At 46.6% G+C, this 19351-nt stretch carries 18 protein-coding genes; 8 read left to right on the top strand and 10 right to left on the bottom strand.

Translation table 11 applies throughout. The annotated features are described in order from the left end of the window. Position 1 precedes the first annotated feature (1 nt). Entirely contained in the window at positions 2-2857 is a 2856-nt protein-coding gene (locus HZF10_RS15565) for a gluzincin family metallopeptidase (RefSeq protein WP_246282631.1), read from the bottom strand. A gap of 141 nt (positions 2858-2998) precedes the next feature. Next, positions 2999-3727, bottom strand: coding sequence for an LOG family protein (locus HZF10_RS15570; RefSeq protein WP_176007150.1), 729 nt, complete (start codon positions 3725-3727; stop codon positions 2999-3001). A gap of 157 nt (positions 3728-3884) precedes the next feature. On the opposite strand from HZF10_RS15570, the gene HZF10_RS15575 reads away from it, so the two are divergent. Then, on the top strand, positions 3885-4298 hold the full coding sequence (locus HZF10_RS15575) for a DoxX family protein (protein WP_176007151.1): 414 nt from the start codon (positions 3885-3887) through the stop codon (positions 4296-4298). Between the two features lies 1 nt (position 4299). Here HZF10_RS15575 and mnmE read toward each other — a convergent pair whose 3' ends face one another. Continuing rightward, entirely contained in the window at positions 4300-5694 is a 1395-nt protein-coding gene (gene mnmE, locus HZF10_RS15580) for a tRNA uridine-5-carboxymethylaminomethyl(34) synthesis GTPase MnmE (RefSeq protein WP_176007152.1), read from the bottom strand. 101 nt (positions 5695-5795) lie between these two features. Between mnmE and HZF10_RS15585 the strand changes: the two genes are divergently transcribed. Both HZF10_RS15585 and HZF10_RS15590 read left to right on the top strand, forming a co-directional pair. Beyond that, entirely contained in the window at positions 5796-6626 is an 831-nt protein-coding gene (locus HZF10_RS15585; RefSeq protein ID WP_176007153.1) for a universal stress protein, read from the top strand. Between the two features lie 38 nt (positions 6627-6664). Then, positions 6665-8032 carry an NAD-dependent succinate-semialdehyde dehydrogenase gene (locus HZF10_RS15590; protein ID WP_176007154.1) on the top strand — a complete coding sequence of 456 codons (1368 nt, stop codon included), beginning with the start codon at positions 6665-6667 and terminating at the stop codon, positions 8030-8032. A gap of 121 nt (positions 8033-8153) precedes the next feature. Here HZF10_RS15590 and HZF10_RS15595 read toward each other — a convergent pair whose 3' ends face one another. The 6 genes from HZF10_RS15595 to HZF10_RS15620 form a co-directional block, all read right to left on the bottom strand. Further along, positions 8154-8849, bottom strand: coding sequence for a Lipl32 family lipoprotein (locus HZF10_RS15595; RefSeq protein ID WP_176007155.1), 696 nt, complete (start codon positions 8847-8849; stop codon positions 8154-8156). Positions 8850-9091: 242 nt separating this feature from the next. Then, the gene (gene dnaN, locus HZF10_RS15600; protein ID WP_176007156.1) at positions 9092-10210 is read right to left on the bottom strand and encodes a DNA polymerase III subunit beta; all 1119 of its coding nucleotides are present in this window, start codon (positions 10208-10210) and stop codon (positions 9092-9094) included. Positions 10211-10307: 97 nt separating this feature from the next. Beyond that, positions 10308-12107, bottom strand: a complete 1800-nt coding sequence (gene gldG / locus HZF10_RS15605; protein ID WP_176007157.1) for a gliding motility-associated ABC transporter substrate-binding protein GldG — start codon at positions 12105-12107, stop codon at positions 10308-10310. Further along, positions 12104-12829 carry a gliding motility-associated ABC transporter permease subunit GldF gene (gldF, locus tag HZF10_RS15610; RefSeq protein ID WP_176007158.1) on the bottom strand — a complete coding sequence of 242 codons (726 nt, stop codon included), beginning with the start codon at positions 12827-12829 and terminating at the stop codon, positions 12104-12106. Before gldF ends, gldG begins: the two co-directional genes overlap by 4 nt. Positions 12830-12940: 111 nt before the next feature. Continuing rightward, entirely contained in the window at positions 12941-13237 is a 297-nt protein-coding gene (locus tag HZF10_RS15615; protein WP_176007159.1) for a putative quinol monooxygenase, read from the bottom strand. Continuing rightward, positions 13237-14073, bottom strand: a complete 837-nt coding sequence (locus tag HZF10_RS15620) for an SAM hydrolase/SAM-dependent halogenase family protein (protein WP_176007160.1) — start codon at positions 14071-14073, stop codon at positions 13237-13239. The genes HZF10_RS15615 and HZF10_RS15620 overlap by 1 nt, the downstream gene beginning before the upstream one ends. Positions 14074-14211: 138 nt before the next feature. Between HZF10_RS15620 and HZF10_RS15625 the strand changes: the two genes are divergently transcribed. The 4 genes from HZF10_RS15625 to HZF10_RS15640 all read left to right on the top strand — a co-directional run bounded on the left by HZF10_RS15625 (position 14212) and on the right by HZF10_RS15640 (position 17225). Beyond that, the gene (locus HZF10_RS15625) at positions 14212-15162 is read left to right on the top strand and encodes a PhoH family protein (protein WP_176007161.1); all 951 of its coding nucleotides are present in this window, start codon (positions 14212-14214) and stop codon (positions 15160-15162) included. Between the two features lie 122 nt (positions 15163-15284). Then, positions 15285-16235, top strand: a complete 951-nt coding sequence (locus HZF10_RS15630) for a phosphoribosylaminoimidazolesuccinocarboxamide synthase (RefSeq protein ID WP_176007162.1) — start codon at positions 15285-15287, stop codon at positions 16233-16235. Positions 16236-16392: 157 nt separating this feature from the next. Then, positions 16393-16776 (top strand): ankyrin repeat domain-containing protein, encoded by a 384-nt coding sequence (locus HZF10_RS15635; protein ID WP_176007163.1) that lies wholly within the window; start codon positions 16393-16395, stop codon positions 16774-16776. 41 nt (positions 16777-16817) lie between these two features. Further along, positions 16818-17225 carry a hypothetical protein gene (locus HZF10_RS15640; protein ID WP_176007164.1) on the top strand — a complete coding sequence of 136 codons (408 nt, stop codon included), beginning with the start codon at positions 16818-16820 and terminating at the stop codon, positions 17223-17225. Positions 17226-17293: 68 nt separating this feature from the next. Here the strand turns inward: HZF10_RS15640 and HZF10_RS15645 are convergent, their stop codons facing one another. Further along, entirely contained in the window at positions 17294-18379 is a 1086-nt protein-coding gene (locus HZF10_RS15645) for a M42 family metallopeptidase (RefSeq protein ID WP_176007165.1), read from the bottom strand. Positions 18380-18461: 82 nt separating this feature from the next. Between HZF10_RS15645 and HZF10_RS15650 the strand changes: the two genes are divergently transcribed. Then, positions 18462-19142 carry a DUF4294 domain-containing protein gene (locus HZF10_RS15650; protein WP_176007166.1) on the top strand — a complete coding sequence of 227 codons (681 nt, stop codon included), beginning with the start codon at positions 18462-18464 and terminating at the stop codon, positions 19140-19142. Positions 19143-19351: the final 209 nt, after the last annotated feature.

Here is a 19351-nt window from a genome sequence, read left to right on the forward strand (position 1 = left end):
ATCAAAACCACTTCCTCGTAAACAGATTGACCAATGTTTTTGGATCCAAAGTCACGATAAACCGAATCTTCTCGTTGTAATTCTGTTGTGCGATTTCCCATCCGTTATTCGAATAAACCGGAAAATACAACTCAAAATAGTCGGTGACCAAGTTCAGCCTTACGCCGCTGTCGTATACGAAATGAGGGTTCAGGTCGTGATTTTTCACAAATCCGGCGTCTCCGTAAAGTTCTACCCAATTCCACACGTTAAAACTGGCATTCACGGTCGATATCCATTGGTTGGCGAAAGGTTGGTCGAGCTTCGACTTGAATCCGCCTTCAGACAAAACAAGCTGCTGGCTAAAAATACCGCTGCTTTCCGAACGGCCGTAGTAGTTGTAATCGAAAAGGTAGTCTGTCGGTCGGTCGAGCGCAAAACTGAAAAAGTCGTTCGAGGTTTTGTTGTACATGAAAACACCGGCATAAAAGCGCAAATTCACTTGTCTGTTGTTTTCGAAAAGACGTCTGTATTCAAGCTCAACGGCCGTTTTTCCGAATTTGTTGGCCACTTGTACATCGGTAGAAAAGCTCAACGTATTGGTGACTTCCGAACGCGAATTCACATAACGCATGTTGAAAACCGAATAGTTCTCGTTCTCGTCGGGATTGTCGACCACGAAATCGGTCTTTTCGCGATACACGACCACATTGCGCACCATGAGCAATTCTTTTCGGTTATCTCGAAAATTATCCTTGTTCCTGAAATTAAGTCGCACCATCGGATTCAACTTCAGATACGAAGCGTCGGGTGCATAATGGAAATGGTTGCCACTGATCGAATATTTGACGTTGTACAATTCGCTGTCGCGGAAATTCTGGTTCACCATGAGCGCGTAACTTCCGGTCAGCGCCTTGGTTTTCGGGGAATAAATAGGGTTGATGTCGAACGTGAACGGCTTGTCGAGAATGGTTTTGTTGTGGAAACGCAAACCGGGAGAAAGCCCGTCATACAAATTATACGTTATCGAAGGCACGTACAAAATCTGGTTGTAGAAAGGGTCTTCCAGATCTTTCATGAAATTGAATTTGATCGGACGGTTGCCGACCGAAAATCCCTTAAGCGACTTCCAGTTGTTGCGCAAATTGTATTCGGGCACCTCGTTTTTGTAGTTGAGCACGATTTTGTCGGCATCCTTGCGTTCGAAAACGAAAGTGCTGTCCGATTTGACGTTCTCGAGCCATTCCTTCCAAACGACCTGGCCTTTTTTCATGCCGTAAACCGGAATCGGAACCGTCGTGCCCGTTTTGTTGTGTACGTTGACCTTTATCGAATCCTTGGCTTTTTCGAGATCGGTAAACTTGTAATCGATGATGTCGCGCGAATTGATGACCGTTTCCAAAAACCAATCGATATTCTTGTACGCCTTGGTTTTGAGAAGGAACTCGAAATCCTTGCCGTCTGTTTGGTATTTGGCCGCGAACGAGTAGAATTCCTTGATGGTTTCGGGCACGACGTCGCGTTCAAGGAAGTTGTCGAGATAGCGGAAACTCAATCCCGATCTATATTTACCCGCAATCTGTTCGTTGAATTTGATGAGCTTGTTTTTCGAGAATCCGATGGGTTGATCGAGGTTCTTACGCGCCATCAGCATATAGAAATAACTGTACTGTTCGTTGAAATCGAGGTTGATCAGATGATAGCCTTTCAATATTTTCAAAGACGAAATCCCGCCCATCATTTTCGCGTTCGGATATTGTTCGTCTATGTATTTCATCATCACGTAAATCTGGATGCCGTCGTAAATCCAGTTGTCGCGTCTTGGGTCAAGCCGAAGGCTCGCCTGCAGATAATTGTGCAGATAGGTCTTGAGGAATTTGATCTCGTACAGGTACGAATCGGGGAAAGGACTGATGAAACTCGGCAATTGGTTGAGTCCGTAAAAAGGATTACGCGCATAATCGGCTTCGGAAACCGTGATTTTTTGAAAAGGCAGATTGCCTACATTGTCATGGACGAAATGTACGATGCGATCAACGATTACGGCCTTTTGATAGTCGTTGACTTTATTGCCTTCGACGCCATTCAAAACTTCGACCATTTCATTTTTGTAGCTTCTCAATTCCGACCTCGGCGCGAGAAAAAGATTGAAGCTGTTTCGGTCTTTGCCCGAAAAGGTAAGTTTGGTCGAATTTTGATCGACAAAAGAATTCTTGACATCAAGATCGCTGTCGATATCCATTTTTTTAGGCACTGAAATCTCGACATCATAATCGGAAATCCCATTGGCGATATCGTCTATCCCGACGTTGCTGTAGCGCACGAATTGATGATCGTCGTAACGCGCGGGCGTCAAAAACCAATCCTTGAGATAATAACTGCCATCGCTCGAATAGCCGAATCTCGTGAATTTAGCAGAAGGAATTTTGCTCACATAAGCAAGGCGGATGACCATTTTCTCGCCGGGCGCCAACTTGTCGCGCAAATACACTTCGACCAAATCGGGATGCTTTTCGGGGCGGAAGAACTCAAGCGTTTGACCTCTTTCGTTGGTCATCGCCAAATCTTTGGTGCTGCCACGTTCAAAATTGCGGGCCAAGTGGAATGAGCGCACGAACTCGTCCGAAAACCGCTTGGCCAAAGGCGTCGATTTGGCCGAGTACGCGTGATTCCAGTCGTTGAGCAAAACGGTCGTCAACGTATCGGTCGTCTGGTTGAAAAGCGTAAGTTCTTGATTTACGGTAATTTCTTTCTTTTCGTCGTCGAGCGTCGCCCGGATATGCGAATGGTGTTGGGCCAAAACCGAAACCGGCAGCCAAATCGAAATGAGTACGATATATCGAAGGGAAACCAAACGCGGCAATTCTTTTCTTAGCAATGTTAGTATAACGTTTCCCGAAAGATACATATTGCCGAATTAAGTTGCGCGCTTCGGCCGTAAATTAAGCAGAAATTAAAAAACCGACCCTTCACAGGCCGGTCTATCATCTATTCGTCTATTTTCTTTTATCTGAACAAATCAGAAATTCGGGCTCAACGTATACTTCTTATAGAAATTGTCAAGAGCTTCCACAACCTCGTCTTCGGTATCGACTATTTTCACGAGGTCAAGATCGCCAGGGCTTACGTTGGCGTATTTCTCGACGAGTACTTCCTTGACCCAAACCCACAATCCGTTCCAGAATTCGCGCCCTACCAAAATGATCGGGAATTTGGCGATTTTCTTGGTTTGGATGAGCGTGATGGCTTCGAACATTTCGTCCAAAGTCCCGAATCCGCCAGGCATGACCACAAACCCTTGTGAATATTTGACGAACATGACCTTGCGCACGAAAAAGTAATCGAAATTCAAGTTCTTGTCGCGGTCGATGTACGGGTTGAAATGTTGTTCAAAAGGCAACTCGATGTTCAATCCGACCGAAGTCCCGCCGCCAAGATGCGCGCCTTTGTTACCGGCTTCCATGATTCCGGGGCCACCGCCAGTGATGACACCATAACCGGCCTTGCTGATCTTGAACGCGATTTTTTCGGCCAACGTGTAAAAATGGTTATCGGGTTTGGTACGCGCCGATCCGAAAATCGAGACGCACGGCCCGATCCTTCCCATGGTTTCATATCCGTTGACGAATTCGCTCATGATCTTGAATATCGCCCACGAATCGTTGGTGCGGATTTCGCTCCAGGTTTTTTGTTTCAATCGGTCGCTGATGATGCGGTCTTCTTCGTTGTCAAAATCTTCCAAACGCATTTGAGTGTATTTTTAATTTTTTGATTATTTATTTGTCTGGCCTCCAAAAAGAAAAGCCGGCTAAAGTAATAGGAAAATCCCGAATTGCAAATCGATTTCGCAAAATCCTGTAACCGAAACGACGAACAGATGCGTATTTTTGAACAAAAGCGTCAAAATGAAAACCAAATTGAACAAACCGCAGCGATGGGCAAAGAACCTTCTTGGTTTTATGATGGTCATGGCCGGAACGGGTCACCTTACGTTTGCACGCCTCGAATTTCAGGCGCAAGTACCGAATTGGGTGCCCATGGATAAAGATTTGGTCGTCATTCTTTCGGGAATCGTCGAAGTAGCGTTCGGGTTGTCGCTGATATTTTGGAACCGATACCGCACGCAAATAGGGTGGACTCTCGCTCTTTTTTTCGTTTTGGTCTTCCCCGGAAATGTCGCGCAATACCTTAACCGACACGACGCTTTCGGATTGAATTCCGATGGATTGCGACTCGCGAGGTTGTTCTTCCAACCGGTACTCATCGGTTTGGCACTTTGGAGTACAGGCGCTTGGCAATCGTGGCGCAATAGGAATTGAGTTACTTTCCGATGCAGAAATTCGCGAAAATATTCCCCAACAATTCATCGTTTGTCACCTGTCCGGTAATCATCCCGAAATGATACAAGGCTTCGCGAATGTCGATCGACATAAGGTCTGAAGACAGGTTGTGCTGCAAACCGAAACGCACTTTCTGGATTTCCTCAAGCGCTTTGAGCAACGAATCGTAATGCCTCGTATTGGTCACGATCGTCTCATTATTCCGCAACGCACCTGTATTGACGAAAGAAATCAATCGATCTTTTAGCTCTTCTACATTTTTGCCGCTTTTGGCCGAAATAAGAAGGATTTCGGGAATTTCGCTCGTTATTTCGACAACTTGGACTTCAGGTAATTTGTCCGATTTATTGCCGATGATCACCAAAGGTTTCATCGGATATTGGTTGCGGATTTTCTCTATTTCGTTTTTAATGGCTTCGAGAGTCGTTTTATCGGAAAGTTGCAAGCCGTCGAACAAATACACGACAACCTGTGCTGCGGCCATTTTTTCGAATGTTTTCTGGATGCCGATGCTTTCCACGACGTCTTTCGTCTCGCGGATTCCGGCTGTGTCGATGAACCGGAAACCGATACCTTTAATCACGAGTTCGTCTTCGATCGTATCGCGAGTGGTTCCTGCAATGTCTGAAACGATAGCGCGTTCCTCATTAAGTAAAGCATTCAACAATGTCGATTTGCCAACGTTCGGTTCGCCCACGATCGCAACCGGAATCCCGTTTTTGATCACGTTTCCTACGGCAAACGAATCGATCAGGCGTTTGAGTACCAATTCTATGCGTTCGAGCAATTCGCGAAATTGGGTACGGTCGGCGAATTCGACGTCTTCTTCAGAAAAATCGAGTTCCAATTCGATCAACGATGCGAAATTGAGCAGTTCCTGACGCAGGTTGGCGATTTCATTCGAGAATCCGCCGCGCATTTGCTGCATCGCGACCTGGTGAGCCGCCTCGTTATCGGAATTGATGAGGTCGGCGACGGCTTCGGCTTGAGACAGATCGAGTTTTCCGTTCAAGAAAGCGCGCAACGTAAATTCGCCGGGATCGGCCATACGACAGCCTTTCCGAAGCAATAACTGGATAATTTGCTGTTGGATATAAGTCGATCCGTGACACGAAATCTCGACGGTATTTTCACCTGTATACGAATTCGGGCCTTTGAACAAAGAGACGAGCGCCTCGTCTAGCACTTTTTCATCATCGACGATATGCCCTAAATGCAAAGTGTGCGATTTCTGTTTCGTCAGATCCTTGTTGCGGACCGATTTGAAAACCGAAGCGCCTATCGAAATCGCATCGGCGCCCGAAACGCGGATTACCGCAATCGCACCGGCTCCCGAAGGCGTTGCGAGCGCGACTATGTTGTCTTGGTTGATCATGGCGCAAAAATACGCAATTCGCAAATGGATTGAGTTAATAATTCCTCAACGCCCGGCGTCTGCCGCCATTCTTTCACTAACTTTAGTCAAACAACCAAACGATGAAAAAGATACTGTTTCCGACCGATTTTTCTGAAGCGGCCAACAACGCTTTCGTATACGCTTTGCATCTGGCCAAACATCTCGATGCCAGGATCGTCACGCTGCATGTGTACGAAATGCCTGTCGTCGATTATATAGACGTTCCGGCTTACCTTATGGAAGTGTACGATACGGTCGAACTTGCCAATTTCGAGAACTACAAAAGCCAGATCCCGATTTTGCGCAACATCGCATCTCAAAACCAATGCGACGAAGTGCAGATCGACAGCGTGTTACTCGACGGCGATCTCGTAAATAGTATCCTTCAGCTGGTAAAGACCGACAACATCGACTTCGTGGTCATGGGCACAAAAGGCGCTACGGGTGCGACCGAAACCTTTCTCGGTACTTCGACTGCCGACGTGATGACGCGTACGGACGCTTTGGTTTTGGCCGTACCCGAAAAATCCCGATTTATGCAGATAAAGAAAATCGCGTTCACGACCAGATTCCGCGAAAAAGATTTGCCGGCGCTCAAAAAACTCCTACCGTTGGCAAAGGCTTTCGGCGCGCAGATCGACTGTCTTTATATCAAAACGCCGTCGACCGATGTGAAAGACGTGGTCGTAGCCGATTGGGAATTATTGATGAAAAACGAAAACGTGCGTTTCCATATCGTCGAAAACCAAGACGTCGAACACAGTATTCTGGATTTTATCGACAATCAAGACATCGACTTGCTCGCGCTTTTGAACCACAAACGCGGCTTTTTCGAAGGTTTGTTCCATAAAAGCATGACCAAAAAACTCGCGTTTCATTGCTCGGTTCCGATTTTGGCGATCCACGATTGATTCAAATTGCACAGATTACAAATAAGCACACGATAACAATGCCCATACAAACCGTAAATCCTTACAACAGCAAACTTCTCAAAACTTTCGACGAACTTACCGATGAACAATTGGAACAAAAAATAGCCAATGCGCATCAGGCTTACCAAAGTTGGAAAAATTCCGCTTTAAGCGAACGAAAAGCCTTGCTGCTAAAAGTCGCGTCGATTTTCCGAAGCAAGAAATCGGAACTCGCCAAGCTCATCACACTCGAAATGGGCAAACTCATCGCCCAAAGTGAAAGTGAGGTCGAAATGGTCGCTTCGGTTTATGAATATTATGCCGAAAACGCCGAAGAATTCCTCAAAGACCGTCCGATGAAAGTCAAGGACGGAAAAGCGTTCGTGCGACTGTCGCCAATGGGAGTCATTTTGGGAGTCGAACCTTGGAATTACCCGTTCAACCAAGTCGCGAGATTGGTCGCGCCTAATATCATGGCTGGAAACGTGATGATGATAAAACATGCTTCGAACGTTCCGCAATGCGCCGAAATGATCGAAAAAATCTTTAAGGAAGCAGGTGCGCCCGAAGGCGTTTACACCAATCTTTTTCTTGCCGGAAAACGCATCGCCAAACTCGCAGAAGACGAAAGGATAGTCGGAATGTCGCTCACCGGAAGCGAAACGGCGGGTTCAAGCTTGGGTGAAGCAGCGGGAAAGAACCTCAAGAAATCGGTGCTCGAACTTGGCGGAAGCGACGCGTTCATCGTGCTCGAAGATGCTGATCTTGATTTGGCTGTCGAAAAAGCCTACCTCGGACGCTTCTCGAACATGGGGCAAGCCTGTACGTCGGCCAAACGGTTTATCGTCATGGATAAGGTGGCCGATGACTTCATCTCTAAACTTCAACTCAAAATTACCGGATTGAACGTTGGCGACCCGATGGATCCGAAGACGCAAGTCGGGCCTTTATCTACCGAAGATGCCGTGAAAAAACTCGACGAACAGGTACAGGCGACGTTGAAAGCTGGCGCGAAAGCCTTGGTCGGCGGAAAGCGCATGGATAGGGAAGGCGCGTTTTACGAATTCACCATTTTGACCGATATCAAACCCGGAATGGTCGCCTACGAAGAAGAACTCTTCGGTCCCGTAGCTTCGTTCTATCGCGTGAAAGACGAAAGGGAAGCCATCGAACTGGCGAACGCAACCAATTTCGGACTAGGCGGCGCAGTTTTCAGCAAAGACACCGATCGTGCCGTAAACGTGGCAGCTCAGATGGAAACGGGAATGATTTTTATCAACGAGAATCTGGCTTCTCGCCCTGATTTGCCTTTCGGAGGTGTGAAGCGTTCGGGTTACGGCCGTGAATTGTCGCCTTTAGGAATCGAGGAATTCGTGAACAAGAAGTTGATTCGAATCGCTGAATAGTTAGCCACGAATGGCACGAATTACACAAATTGGATTAGTGATATTCGTGCCATTCGTGGCTAAAATAAAAAACCGCGGGAACGGAAAACCAAACCCGCGGCAAGGTGCATAAAGCAGATTGTTATTTTTTAGCCGACTTGGCTACGTCTTCTGGTTTTGAAGCGACGGCAACTCCCGGTAATTTGACCGGAGCCCCGATCTGTGCAAGGAAACTGCCCTGGACTTCGCCTCTTTTGTACGTCGTGAACCCGATACGGTACAAGCCCATTACCAACGATTTGGTTGGGTTCGACGTTTCGCTCGTGATGCGCATCAACGAGTTGTATTTGCTTCCCGACGGCTGTGCAGGCAATTCAGAAGAGTCGTCGTTGGAATCGATCGTGATCCATTTCGCTCCTTTGGCTTTTGCGGCCACATCTTCTATTTTAAGGATGCCTTCGGCTCTTTCCAAAGTCACCCAGGTGTCGAAATAATTCTTCGTGTCCGACGCGTTCGCCGTAAAATCAGCCATTACATAATCTTTGTCCGACGGTTTGCTGCCATCGGGAGCTGGTGACACCATTCTCACTCCAATTTCGGGAGCGGCAACCGGAATCCATACGTACACATAGTACATTTTCTTTCCGTTTTTGGTTTCATCGGGTGCGGCTCCGGGTTTGATGTAGCCGTAATAGTTGATTACATCGGTATACGGCACACGGATTTCTTTGCCCATGACGCTTTTCTTTCCAAGATCAGCACCGAATTTGTCCAGTTTTTGTGCGTTTGCGAACAATCCGGCGAGGCACAAGACACCGGCGAGTACTTTTTTATTCATTTTTTGGTTGGTTTTTGTTTCCTACTCTTAAGGCTTTTCGGTATTCGCCACGAATGTTAGGCATCCGTTCCATAGAATCGTAATATTACTGATTTTTAGATTAAAATATTTCGGATAAATTAAAATTTTAATTAACAAATTGTATTATCTCCTGTTAAGTCCGCAAATCATCTACTCGTAGAGAACAAAAAAAACCGCCATCCCAAATGACAGCGGTTCAATAGAAAAAATTGGTTGGTAGCTTAGTTGTTGAGCATGACCGGCATCACGAGCATGGTCACACTCTCGCCTTCGTCAAGCCCGTCGATCGGGGTAAGGATACCCGCGCGGTTCGGCAAGGACATTTCCAAAAGGATCAAATCCGATTGGAGGTTCGTGAGCATTTCGGTAAGGAAACGCGAGTTGAACCCGATTTGGATATCGTCTCCCTGATAATCGCAAGTCAATCTTTCCTCGGCTTTGTTCGAGTAATCGATATCTTCGGCCGAAATGTTCAATTCGGTACCGGCGATCTTGAGACGGATCTGATGCGTCGTCTTGTTCGAGAAAATCGCCACACGACGCACGGAACTCAAGAATTGTCCGCGGTCGATCTGCAATTTGTTCGGATTCTCTTTCGGGATAACCGCTTCGTAGTTCGGATATTTCCCGTCGATCAAACGACACGTCAACACATAATTATCGAACGAGAACGTCGCGTTCGAATCGTTGTATTCTATTTTCACTTCGGCATCCGACGAGCTCAAAATGCTCTTGAGGATGTTCAAAGGCTTTTTAGGCATGATGAAATTTGCTTCCTGTGACGCTTTCACGTCGGCACGCGCATATTTTACGAGCTTGTGCGCATCGGTAGCGACGAACGTAAGGCCTTCGGTAGAAAACTGGAAGAAAACCCCAGACATCACCGGACGCAAATCGTCGTTTCCGGCAGCAAATATCGTCTTGCTTATCGCCGTGGCCAAAACTTCGGCAGGAACGATCGTTGAAGACGGATCGTCAAGACTTACCGAACGCGGGAATTCCTCGCCCGGAGCATAAGCCAGCGCATATTTACCCGAATTCGAGCTGATTTCGATCGTGCTGTTTTCCTCTACGGTGAACGTCAAAGGCTGTTCAGGGAACGTCTTCAGTATCTCGAGCAACAATTTTGCGGGAACGGCTACGCTGCCTTTGGAAGTCGAATCGATTTCAAGCGTCGCGCTCATCGTCGTTTCAAGGTCGCTGGCCGAAACCGTAAGCGCGTTGTTGTCAAGTTCAAAAAGGAAATTGTCGAGGATAGGCAAGGTGTTGCTGCTATTGATAACACTTCCCAACACTTGCAGTTGTTTGAGTAGATACGAACTCGATACGATGAATTTCATCTGCAGATTTTATTTTTTTAACACGGATTTTATCCGATTCACAAATATATTTTAATCCACCAAAAAGCCGGCAAAACCGAAAATAAAATTATTAACACTATTTGGCGTAGCGGCGCTTGCGAAGATAGGTGAAAAGCGCACCGAAAACCAATAGCAGCACGATTGGAAATCCGACGGTTACGGCCTGGATGGTCGTGTAACTGGCGTGTACTTTCTCCTGATCGAGTATCGGCAGGTTCACTTCCTTGTTGCGGATGTTGATAAGTCCGGTGTCGTCGAGCAGGTAATTCACACAATTCGAGAGGAATTCCTTGTTGCCGTAGAGTTTGTTGGTCCATTTGTCGTAACCGAGCTCGAGCGGACGGTATTCCTTGTCGAGTTGGTTGCGGATCACGTCGCCGTCCGAAACCACGATCATTTTCGTATCCTTGCCTTCGTTCTTGAACGTGTCGTCCTTGAACGGAAGCACGCGGTTCTCGTATACCGAATGGAATTTCCCTTCGAGTAAAACAGCCATCGGGATGTTTACTGTCTTGTTGAATTCTGCAGGTTCGGGACGCTCCTGGACCATGTCCAGACGTACTTCGACAGGCGCTCCTACAACTTTCGAATATTGTGAAGAATGAAGCAAAACGGTCTTCTTGATGCCGTTTTTCAAGGTGTCGATGCTATTCGCGAAATCGAATTTCACAGCATCGATGTTGCTTACGATCGGATTTTTCGATTGCGGATACACCAATGGCGAATAAAACCACGGATATTGCGAATATTGGGCCGCGCTGCCTTGTTCGCCCGTAGCAAGCGCTATAGGTGCGGCCATGATGTCTTTCACGAGGTTCGGATTGATGCGGACGCCGTATTTGAAAAACATGTCGTTGAGGTTCAGATCCATCGGGAATGCGAGCGTAGAACCTTGGCTGTTGTAAAGGCTGTCCATTTCGATCTTTACCTGATCGACGAGCCACAGCGTTTTGCCGCCGTTCAGGATGAATTGGTCGAGCACTTGTTTTTCTGCATCCGTAAAGGTTTCCGAAGGTTTGGCGATTACGGCCAAATCGTATTTCTTGAGGAATTTGAGCGTCTCGTTCGGCTGTTTGGCCACCGAATCGAGTGTAAACGTCCCGATGAAATAATTCTGGCGCGTGTTCTTGATGAAATCGGCCATCAAAAGATCGTGCAGCTCGCCGTTTCCTTTGATCACAGCGACTTTTTTGTCCTTGTTTTTGGAAATCGTATTGAACGCGTTCGCAAAAGCGTATTCGAGATGTTGTACCGAACCGACCACTTTCTCGGCCGTCGAAGCGCCCATCATGTTCTTGAGCAACGGCACTTTAACGCTTCGTCCCTGATACGTCGCGATCGCCCACGGGAAAACGACGGCTTCGGTTTGTTTGCCTTTGTCGTTCATCGTCACGCGGGCAGGCGTCATGCCTGTTCCTAGGAAAGAGTCGAGAACGGCTTTATCAAGATCTAGAATCTGGTTGATGCTGGCTTCGATTTCCTTAGTCTCTTTTGCCGAAACCATAGGGTTGTCCATCTTGAAGATGGAATAGATGATCTCGCGTTTATCGGGTGCGCTGCTTTCGGAATCGTCTAGCGGATCGATGAAACGGAAACGGATGTTCGGGTTGTACGCCTTGTATTCTTCGAGCAACTGACGGGTTTCGGTCTGGAGTTTCTTGAATTCGCCCGGAAAATCGCCTTCGAGATATACATCGACGAGCATCGGCTCACGGATTTCCTCCATGATATCGAAAGACGTTTTCGAAAGCGTGTACCGCTTGTCCTGCGTCAAATCGAAACGCTGGAAAAGCTTGATTCCGATAAGGTTCAAAGCAAGCAAGACCACGATCGTGATGATAAGGCTTTTGAGGTTTTTTTTCTTTGCTTCTGTCATGATTTCAACGATTTAAGCCTAAAAACGGTAAACGACAGGAACAAAACGGTAACCGTCAAAAAATAGACGACGTCGCGCGTGTCGATGACGCCTCGCCCCATGCTTTCGAAATGGCTGTCCATGCCCAAAGCCGAAACGAAATCGCGCGCATTGCCGACGAAACCAGCCAAGCCTTCGAATCCGTAATACAAAAGGAAGCACAGGAAAACCGATACGATGAATGCCACGATTTGGTTATCCGACAAAGACGACGTGAAAATCCCGATGGCCGAATACGCCGCAATCAAAAACAACAATCCGAAATACGAGCCCATCGTGCTTCCCATGTCGATATTGCCTTCGGGCAAGCCGAATTTAGAGACTACGAAAACGTAAATCAGCGTCGGGATGATCGCGATGACGATAAGCAGCATCGAACCCAAAAATTTTCCGTTGACGATTTGCCATACGCTCAACGGTTTGGTAAGCAAAAGTTCAAGTGTTCCTTGTTTACGCTCTTCAGAAAAACTTTTCATCGTTACTGCCGGAATCAGGAAAATCAAGATCCATGGCGCAATCGTGAAGAATGGTGTAAGGTCGGCGAAACCGCTTTGGGCGATGTTGTATTCCCCGTCGAAAACCCAAAGGAAAAGCCCGTTGAGCAACAGGAAAATGGCAATGACGAGATATCCGACGGGCGACCCGAAGAAGGATTTCATTTCTCGTAGAAGGATGGCTTTCATATTTTATTCTTATTCTTAAATTTTCTATTTTTTATTACCTGTATTCAACTGATTTCTGTCCGGGTTAATTGGACGCCCAATGATAAATGGCAATAAAAAATAAAAATTGATTCATTCCAAACTCACTAATCGATCAACGCTCCACGCTTCGGGTTTGTCGTTGAACAATTTTTTGGTGAACGTCCACACGTCGTAAAACAGTTCCGATTCGCGGTAATTCTCCAAATCCTGCTCGGTTTCCCAATAGCTGTACGTGAAGAATATATTGTCGTTGTTCTTGTCGCGATACAGTTCCAATAAACGGTTTCCGGGCGCGTTTCGTATTTTCTCCTTCATGAGGTCGAAATTATCGAGGAACGTGAGCACGTGCTCCGGATGGAAACTCAATTTTACGATGCGGATGAACATTATTGCGAAAAATTAATGGTTACGGCATCGCGATAGCCAAGCCCGAGTAGGGAAGAAGCGCCTCCGGTCGTGGCCGGATTGCTCCTGTACAACGCGATTTCAAGATTTCCGGCAGAATTGAACAACGCCAAACGCTGGCCTTCGTAGAATTTTGGCGGATAGGTGTCCGAAATCACCACGTCGGAATATTTCGCGAAAATCGAACGGATCGTATGCTGTGCCGAACGGAACACGATTTCGTAATTGCGGCCCTTGACGACATCTGAAAACATCTTTTTGGTGATATTGGTCACGACGTTGCCGAAATGGTCCACATACACAACATAGCCTTTTATGGACGAATTGTCGTTAGCCACCAAGGGCTTGAGTTCGTTGAGTTCGCGCACCGAGTCGATTTCGCGTCCGATGACGTTCAAGTTTCCGCCTTTGGCCAAATGGCAGGCGACTTTTACGAAAACGTCGAGATCGGTGGCGTCTTCGGGCAAGCGGTCGTGAATGTTGATCGAGACAATTTTTTCGGCCTTGATTTTTTGTGTGAGGAAACCCAGCGTACCGTTGTCGGCGCAAATGAAAAAATGCCCGTTCCATTGCATGGCGACATGACGCGTGTTGCGGTCGAGTTCGATATCGACACCTATAAGATGGACGCTTCCTTTCGGAAAACTCGAATAGGCGGCCTCGATCACGTAACTCGCCTCGGCCGTATTGAAATGGTCGATGTTGTGGGAAATGTCAACGATTTTCGCCTCGGGGAATTCCGAAAGCAGCTTACCTTTGAGTGCGCCGACGAAATGGTCGCGCAGGCCATAATCGGTAGTAAGCGTAATTATTGACATAAAATTGTTTATAAAATCTGGGCGCAACACCCGTAAAATCGTTATATTTGAGTGAACCTAAACACCAAAAACCGGTGTCCGGAATTCACGCAAAGCTACTAATAAAAGCTATTATTCCTAAACTAAAATTGAAGGCGTTTGAACGAGAGAATCATTGAGCTTGGAGAGATTGCTCCTAAAGATTTCTGGGGCGCACAGGATGCCCATCTGGAAACCATCAAAAAATACTATCCCAAACTGAAAATCGTAGCCAGAGGAACGACAATCAAAGCGTTCGGCGAAAAGGAAGTGCTCGACGAGTTCGAGAATCGTTTTCATCGCCTCATGGCACATTTCACGAGATACAATAATATAGACGACAACGTCATCGACCGCGTCATCCAAAGCAATACGCAGGATGAGCAGCGCATGCCGGATCACGACAAGATTTTGGTGCACGGTCTCGGCGGGAAACTGATCAAGGCGATGACGCCCAACCAGCAATTGCTCGTCGATACGGTTTTCAAGAACGATATGGTGTTTGCCGTCGGTCCTGCGGGAACGGGTAAGACCTATACTGGTGTAGCTTTGGCCGTGAAGGCGCTCAAGGAAAAACAGGTCAAGCGCATCATTTTGACGCGTCCGGCGGTAGAAGCCGGTGAAAACCTCGGGTTTCTTCCTGGAGACATGAAGGAAAAACTCGATCCTTACATGCAACCGTTGTACGATGCGTTACGCGACATGCTTCCGCCGACGACTCTCGAAGATTACATATTGAAAGGCATCATCCAGATCGCGCCGTTGGCTTTTATGCGAGGGCGCACGTTGGATAACGCGTTCGTAATCCTCGACGAAGCCCAGAACACGACGCACAACCAAATGAAAATGTTCCTCACGCGTATGGGGCGCAACGCCAAATTCATCATCACGGGAGATCCAGGCCAGGTCGATTTGCCGCGAGCCACGATGTCAGGATTGAAGGAAGCGCTGTTGATTTTGAAAGATACCGAAGGCATCGGCATCATTTATCTAGACGACAAAGATATCGTGCGTCACAAACTCGTAAGAAAAGTGATCGAGGCGTACAAGAAAATAGAAAATCAGGGGTAAAGCCTGAAATCATAAATGGAAAAGCGTGGGTGAGAAGCCTGCGCTTTTTTCTTTCCAATCTCGGAAGAATAAATTGGGCAAACCTTTTTTTAGCCTTATTTTTGCGCGACAAAACTACTAGCATGAGCAACACCATCACAACTACAGATTTTAATTTTCCCGGACAGAAATCCGTTTATCGCGGAAAAGTTCGCGAAGTCTATAATATAAACGATGATCTCTTGGTCATGGTCGCTACCGACAGGCTTTCGGCTTTCGACGTCGTCATGCCCAAAGGGATTCCTTATAAAGGACAAATCCTGAACCAGATCGCCACGCGTTTTATGGAACTTACGAACGATATAGTCCCGAACTGGCTCATCGCAACTCCCGATCCCAATGTCGCCGTCGGTCACCAATGCGTGCCTTTTAAGGTCGAAATGGTAATCCGCGGATACCTTTCAGGACACGCCGCACGCGAATACGCTTTGGGAAAAAGAACGGTTTGCGGTGTTGAAATGCCGGAAGGATTGAAGGAAAACGACAAATTCCCGCAACCGATCATCACTCCTACGACCAAAGCCGACAACGGCGAACACGATATGGACATCTCTCGTGAGGAAATCCTGTCGCGCGGTATCGTTTCCGAAGAGGATTATCTCGTGCTCGAGAATTACACACATGCGCTTTTCCAACGCGGCACGAACATCGCGGCCGATCGCGGATTGATCCTCGTCGATACGAAATATGAATTCGGGAAGACCAAAGACGGAAAGATCGTATTGATAGATGAAATCCATACGCCCGACTCATCGCGTTATTTCTACGCCGACGGATATGCCGAAAGGCAAGAGAAAGGAGAAAATCAAAAGCAGCTTTCGAAAGAATTCGTGCGCCAGTGGCTGATCGCGAATGATTTCCAAGGAAAAGAAGGACAAACGATTCCCGAAATGAGCGACGAATACATCAATTCCGTTTCGGAGCGTTACATCGAACTCTATGAAAACATCATAGGCGAGCCTTTCGTAAAAGCCGATATTTCACAAATACACGAACGGATCGAACAAAACGTGCTCGACTTCTTAAAAAAGTAATCTACACATAACTATTTGAAAACGCCCGTAAACAGGGCGTTTTTTAATTTTACAAAGTCGATAAGCCGTTAAAAAAACGTTAATAATAAAATATTGAGTAACGAAAGTTTGTCGGTCGGCGTCTATTAGGTAAATCAATCAATTAAAATCAATCATCATGAAAAAATCAATCATCTACCTTGGTCTTGCTTTAGTGTCTTTCGTAAACGTCGCTATCGCTAATGAAACTTCAACTGTATCTGTTTCTGATCCAAAACCAACAGTAAAATTCGTAGGCGGAACACCACTTTGTAACGCCATCAGCAAAGGAGAAATCGAATTCGTCAAAAAAATGGTCGAATACGGTGCAGACGTAAACGAAAAATCAAACGGCATGACGCCTCTTATGGTAGCTGCGCGTTACAATCAAATCGAAATAGCGAAATTCCTGCTTTCAAAAGGTGCAAGCACTAAAGAAAAAAGCGAAAACGGGTTCACCGCTTTGAAATGGGCCGAAGCGACCGGAAGTAAGGAAATCGCCGATCTTCTCGCAAAAGCCTAAACAGCAAAAAATCATCATCAATCATCACAATCACAATCATCATGAAATCAATCATCACCCTCGGAATCGCGCTTTTGGCTACAGTTGCCACCCAAGCGTCCACTAATTCAGGTCTAAGCGAATTAGACTTCGGAACCGGTTCAGGAAACGCAAAGGCCGTTTCATCTCACCCTAAATATGTAAATGAAGAAACCGTATTGAATCCTACGGCGTATATCTCATCGGGCTATCTCAAATCTGTAGAAGAAGCGATGGTCGACAACAAAAAGATCGTAGACGCCCAGGATGAACAAGTACAACCATTGTTTCTCGAGACATCGGTAAACGAAATCAAGGAGAACAACCGTATCATTGAGGCTCAAATGCCAGATTACGCTCCGCTCGATTTCAACTACATCAACAAAGCTCAGGAAAAACTTTCAATTCCGAACGCTTTGCCCAAGTTGTAATATTTGGATTTATAAAAGGTTAGTTATGAAGGAAAAAAGCATCCCGGGAAGGATGCTTTTTTTATTTATCATTTGAAGTAACTGAAGGTTTCGCCGTTCTCGATTCCGAGCAGCGCTTCGTATATCAATTTGATCACGTTTTCGACATCGTCTTTGTGTACCATTTCTACCGTAGTGTGCATATAGCGCAACGGAAGCGATATCAATGCCGAGGCAACGCCGCCGTTTGAATAGGCGAATGCGTCGGTATCTGTTCCTGTAACGCGCGATGAAGCGAGTCTTTGGAACGGGATCTTGTTCTTTTCGGCCGTATCGATGATGTGCTCACGCAGGTTGTTTTGCACGGCTGGCGCGTAGGTGATTGCCGGGCCTTTTCCGATCTGAATCTCGCCCTCGATGCGCTTGTTGATCATTGGCGTGGTCGTGTCGTGGCAAACATCGGTCACGATCGCGATGTTCGGGCGGATGGTTTTGGTGATCATTTCGGCACCTCTCAATCCGACTTCTTCTTGTACCGAATTCGTGATGTACAATCCGAAAGGCAGTTTCTTTTTGTTTTCAGACAACAGGCGCGCCACTTCGGCAATCATGAATCCGCCCATGCGGTTGTCGATCGCACGGCACACGAGTTTGTTTTCGTTGAGGATCATGAACTCATCCGGATAGGTGATCACACATCCGACATGTACGCCCATTTCCTCGACTTGGGCTTTCGTATCGCATCCGATATCGATATGAAGGTTGTCAATTTTAGGCTGCTCTTCTTTGTCGCGGTTTCTCGTGTGGATCGCGGGCCATCCGAAAACGCCTTTCACGATACCCTTTTTGGTGTGGATGTTCACGCGTTTCGAAGGTGCTATCTGATGGTCCGATCCGCCGTTTCGTATTACATATATAAGACCGTTGTCTGTAATGTAATTGACATACCATGAAATCTCGTCGGAATGCCCTTCGATGACGACTTTGAATTCCGCATCGGGATTGATGACGCCGACCGCCGTTCCGTATGTATCGGTGATGAATGTATCTACGTAAGGTTTGAGGTAATCCATCCAGATTTTCTGTCCTTCTGCTTCGTAACCCGTAGGCGACGCATTATTAAGGTAGCGCTCCATGAACGCCATCGACGATTTTTTTAATATTGATTTGCTCATTCTGTAAAAATTTCCGCTAAAATAGAGATTTGGCACTACAGTTGAGTAAGGAATGTATATTTTTGACACCTAAACAAACCCTATGAGATTAGTAAGTTCTCTTTTGTTTATCACGCTTTTCGGATGGTGCGCCTCTGCACAGGTCACTCCCAAAGACAGTATTCCGTCCGATCTTAATCCTTCCGAACAGGATTCCATCATGGAAGTCATGCTCGACGAAGTATATATAGGTAAGCAACCGCTCAATTATGCCGACAAGAAAGAATTCCTGATTCTTCAGAACCGCGTTTATAAAGTGTATCCGTATGCGAGGATCGCTTCCGAGCGTTTGACGATGCTCGACCGAAACATGTCGAAACTCAAAACCGCCAAGGAAAAAAAGAAGTACTATAAAATAGTAGAGGATTATATCGAGAACGAATTTTCCGAAAAGCTCAAGAAACTGTCGCGTAAACAAGGTCAGATTCTGATAAAACTCATATATCGCCAAACCGGACGCACTACCTATTCTATTATTAAGGATTATAAAAGCGGATGGAAGGCATTCTGGTCGAACAGTACGGCCAAGGTTTTCGATCTTGACCTCAAGCGTGGTTACGATCCGTACCAGGTCAACGAGGATTATCTCATAGAAACTATTCTCGTCCGTGCTTTTGAAAGCGGACGTCTCCAAAAACAAGAGGCAGCAAAACCTGTCGACATGGACGAGCTCGACAAATACTGGTTGAGTAAAGCCATAGAACAGGCAAAACAAAAAAATTAGGGCAACTTCGGTTGTCTTTTTTTTATGGCGTGAAGGTGGCTTTGCGGCTTCTGTCTTAGAAATGGGTTGTGGCCATGAGCCATAAATCCGAAAGCCCGCACGACGGCCCAAAAAACTTTCATGCGCAAAGGCCGAGCTTCCAGCGACTTAGAAAAAACCTCAAAAAAACTTGCCTCAAAAACTTGCGGGAGCGGAAAAAGTGGCTACTT

Source organism: Flavobacterium agri (assembly GCF_013401995.1).
Lineage (GTDB): Bacteria > Bacteroidota > Bacteroidia > Flavobacteriales > Flavobacteriaceae > Flavobacterium > Flavobacterium agri.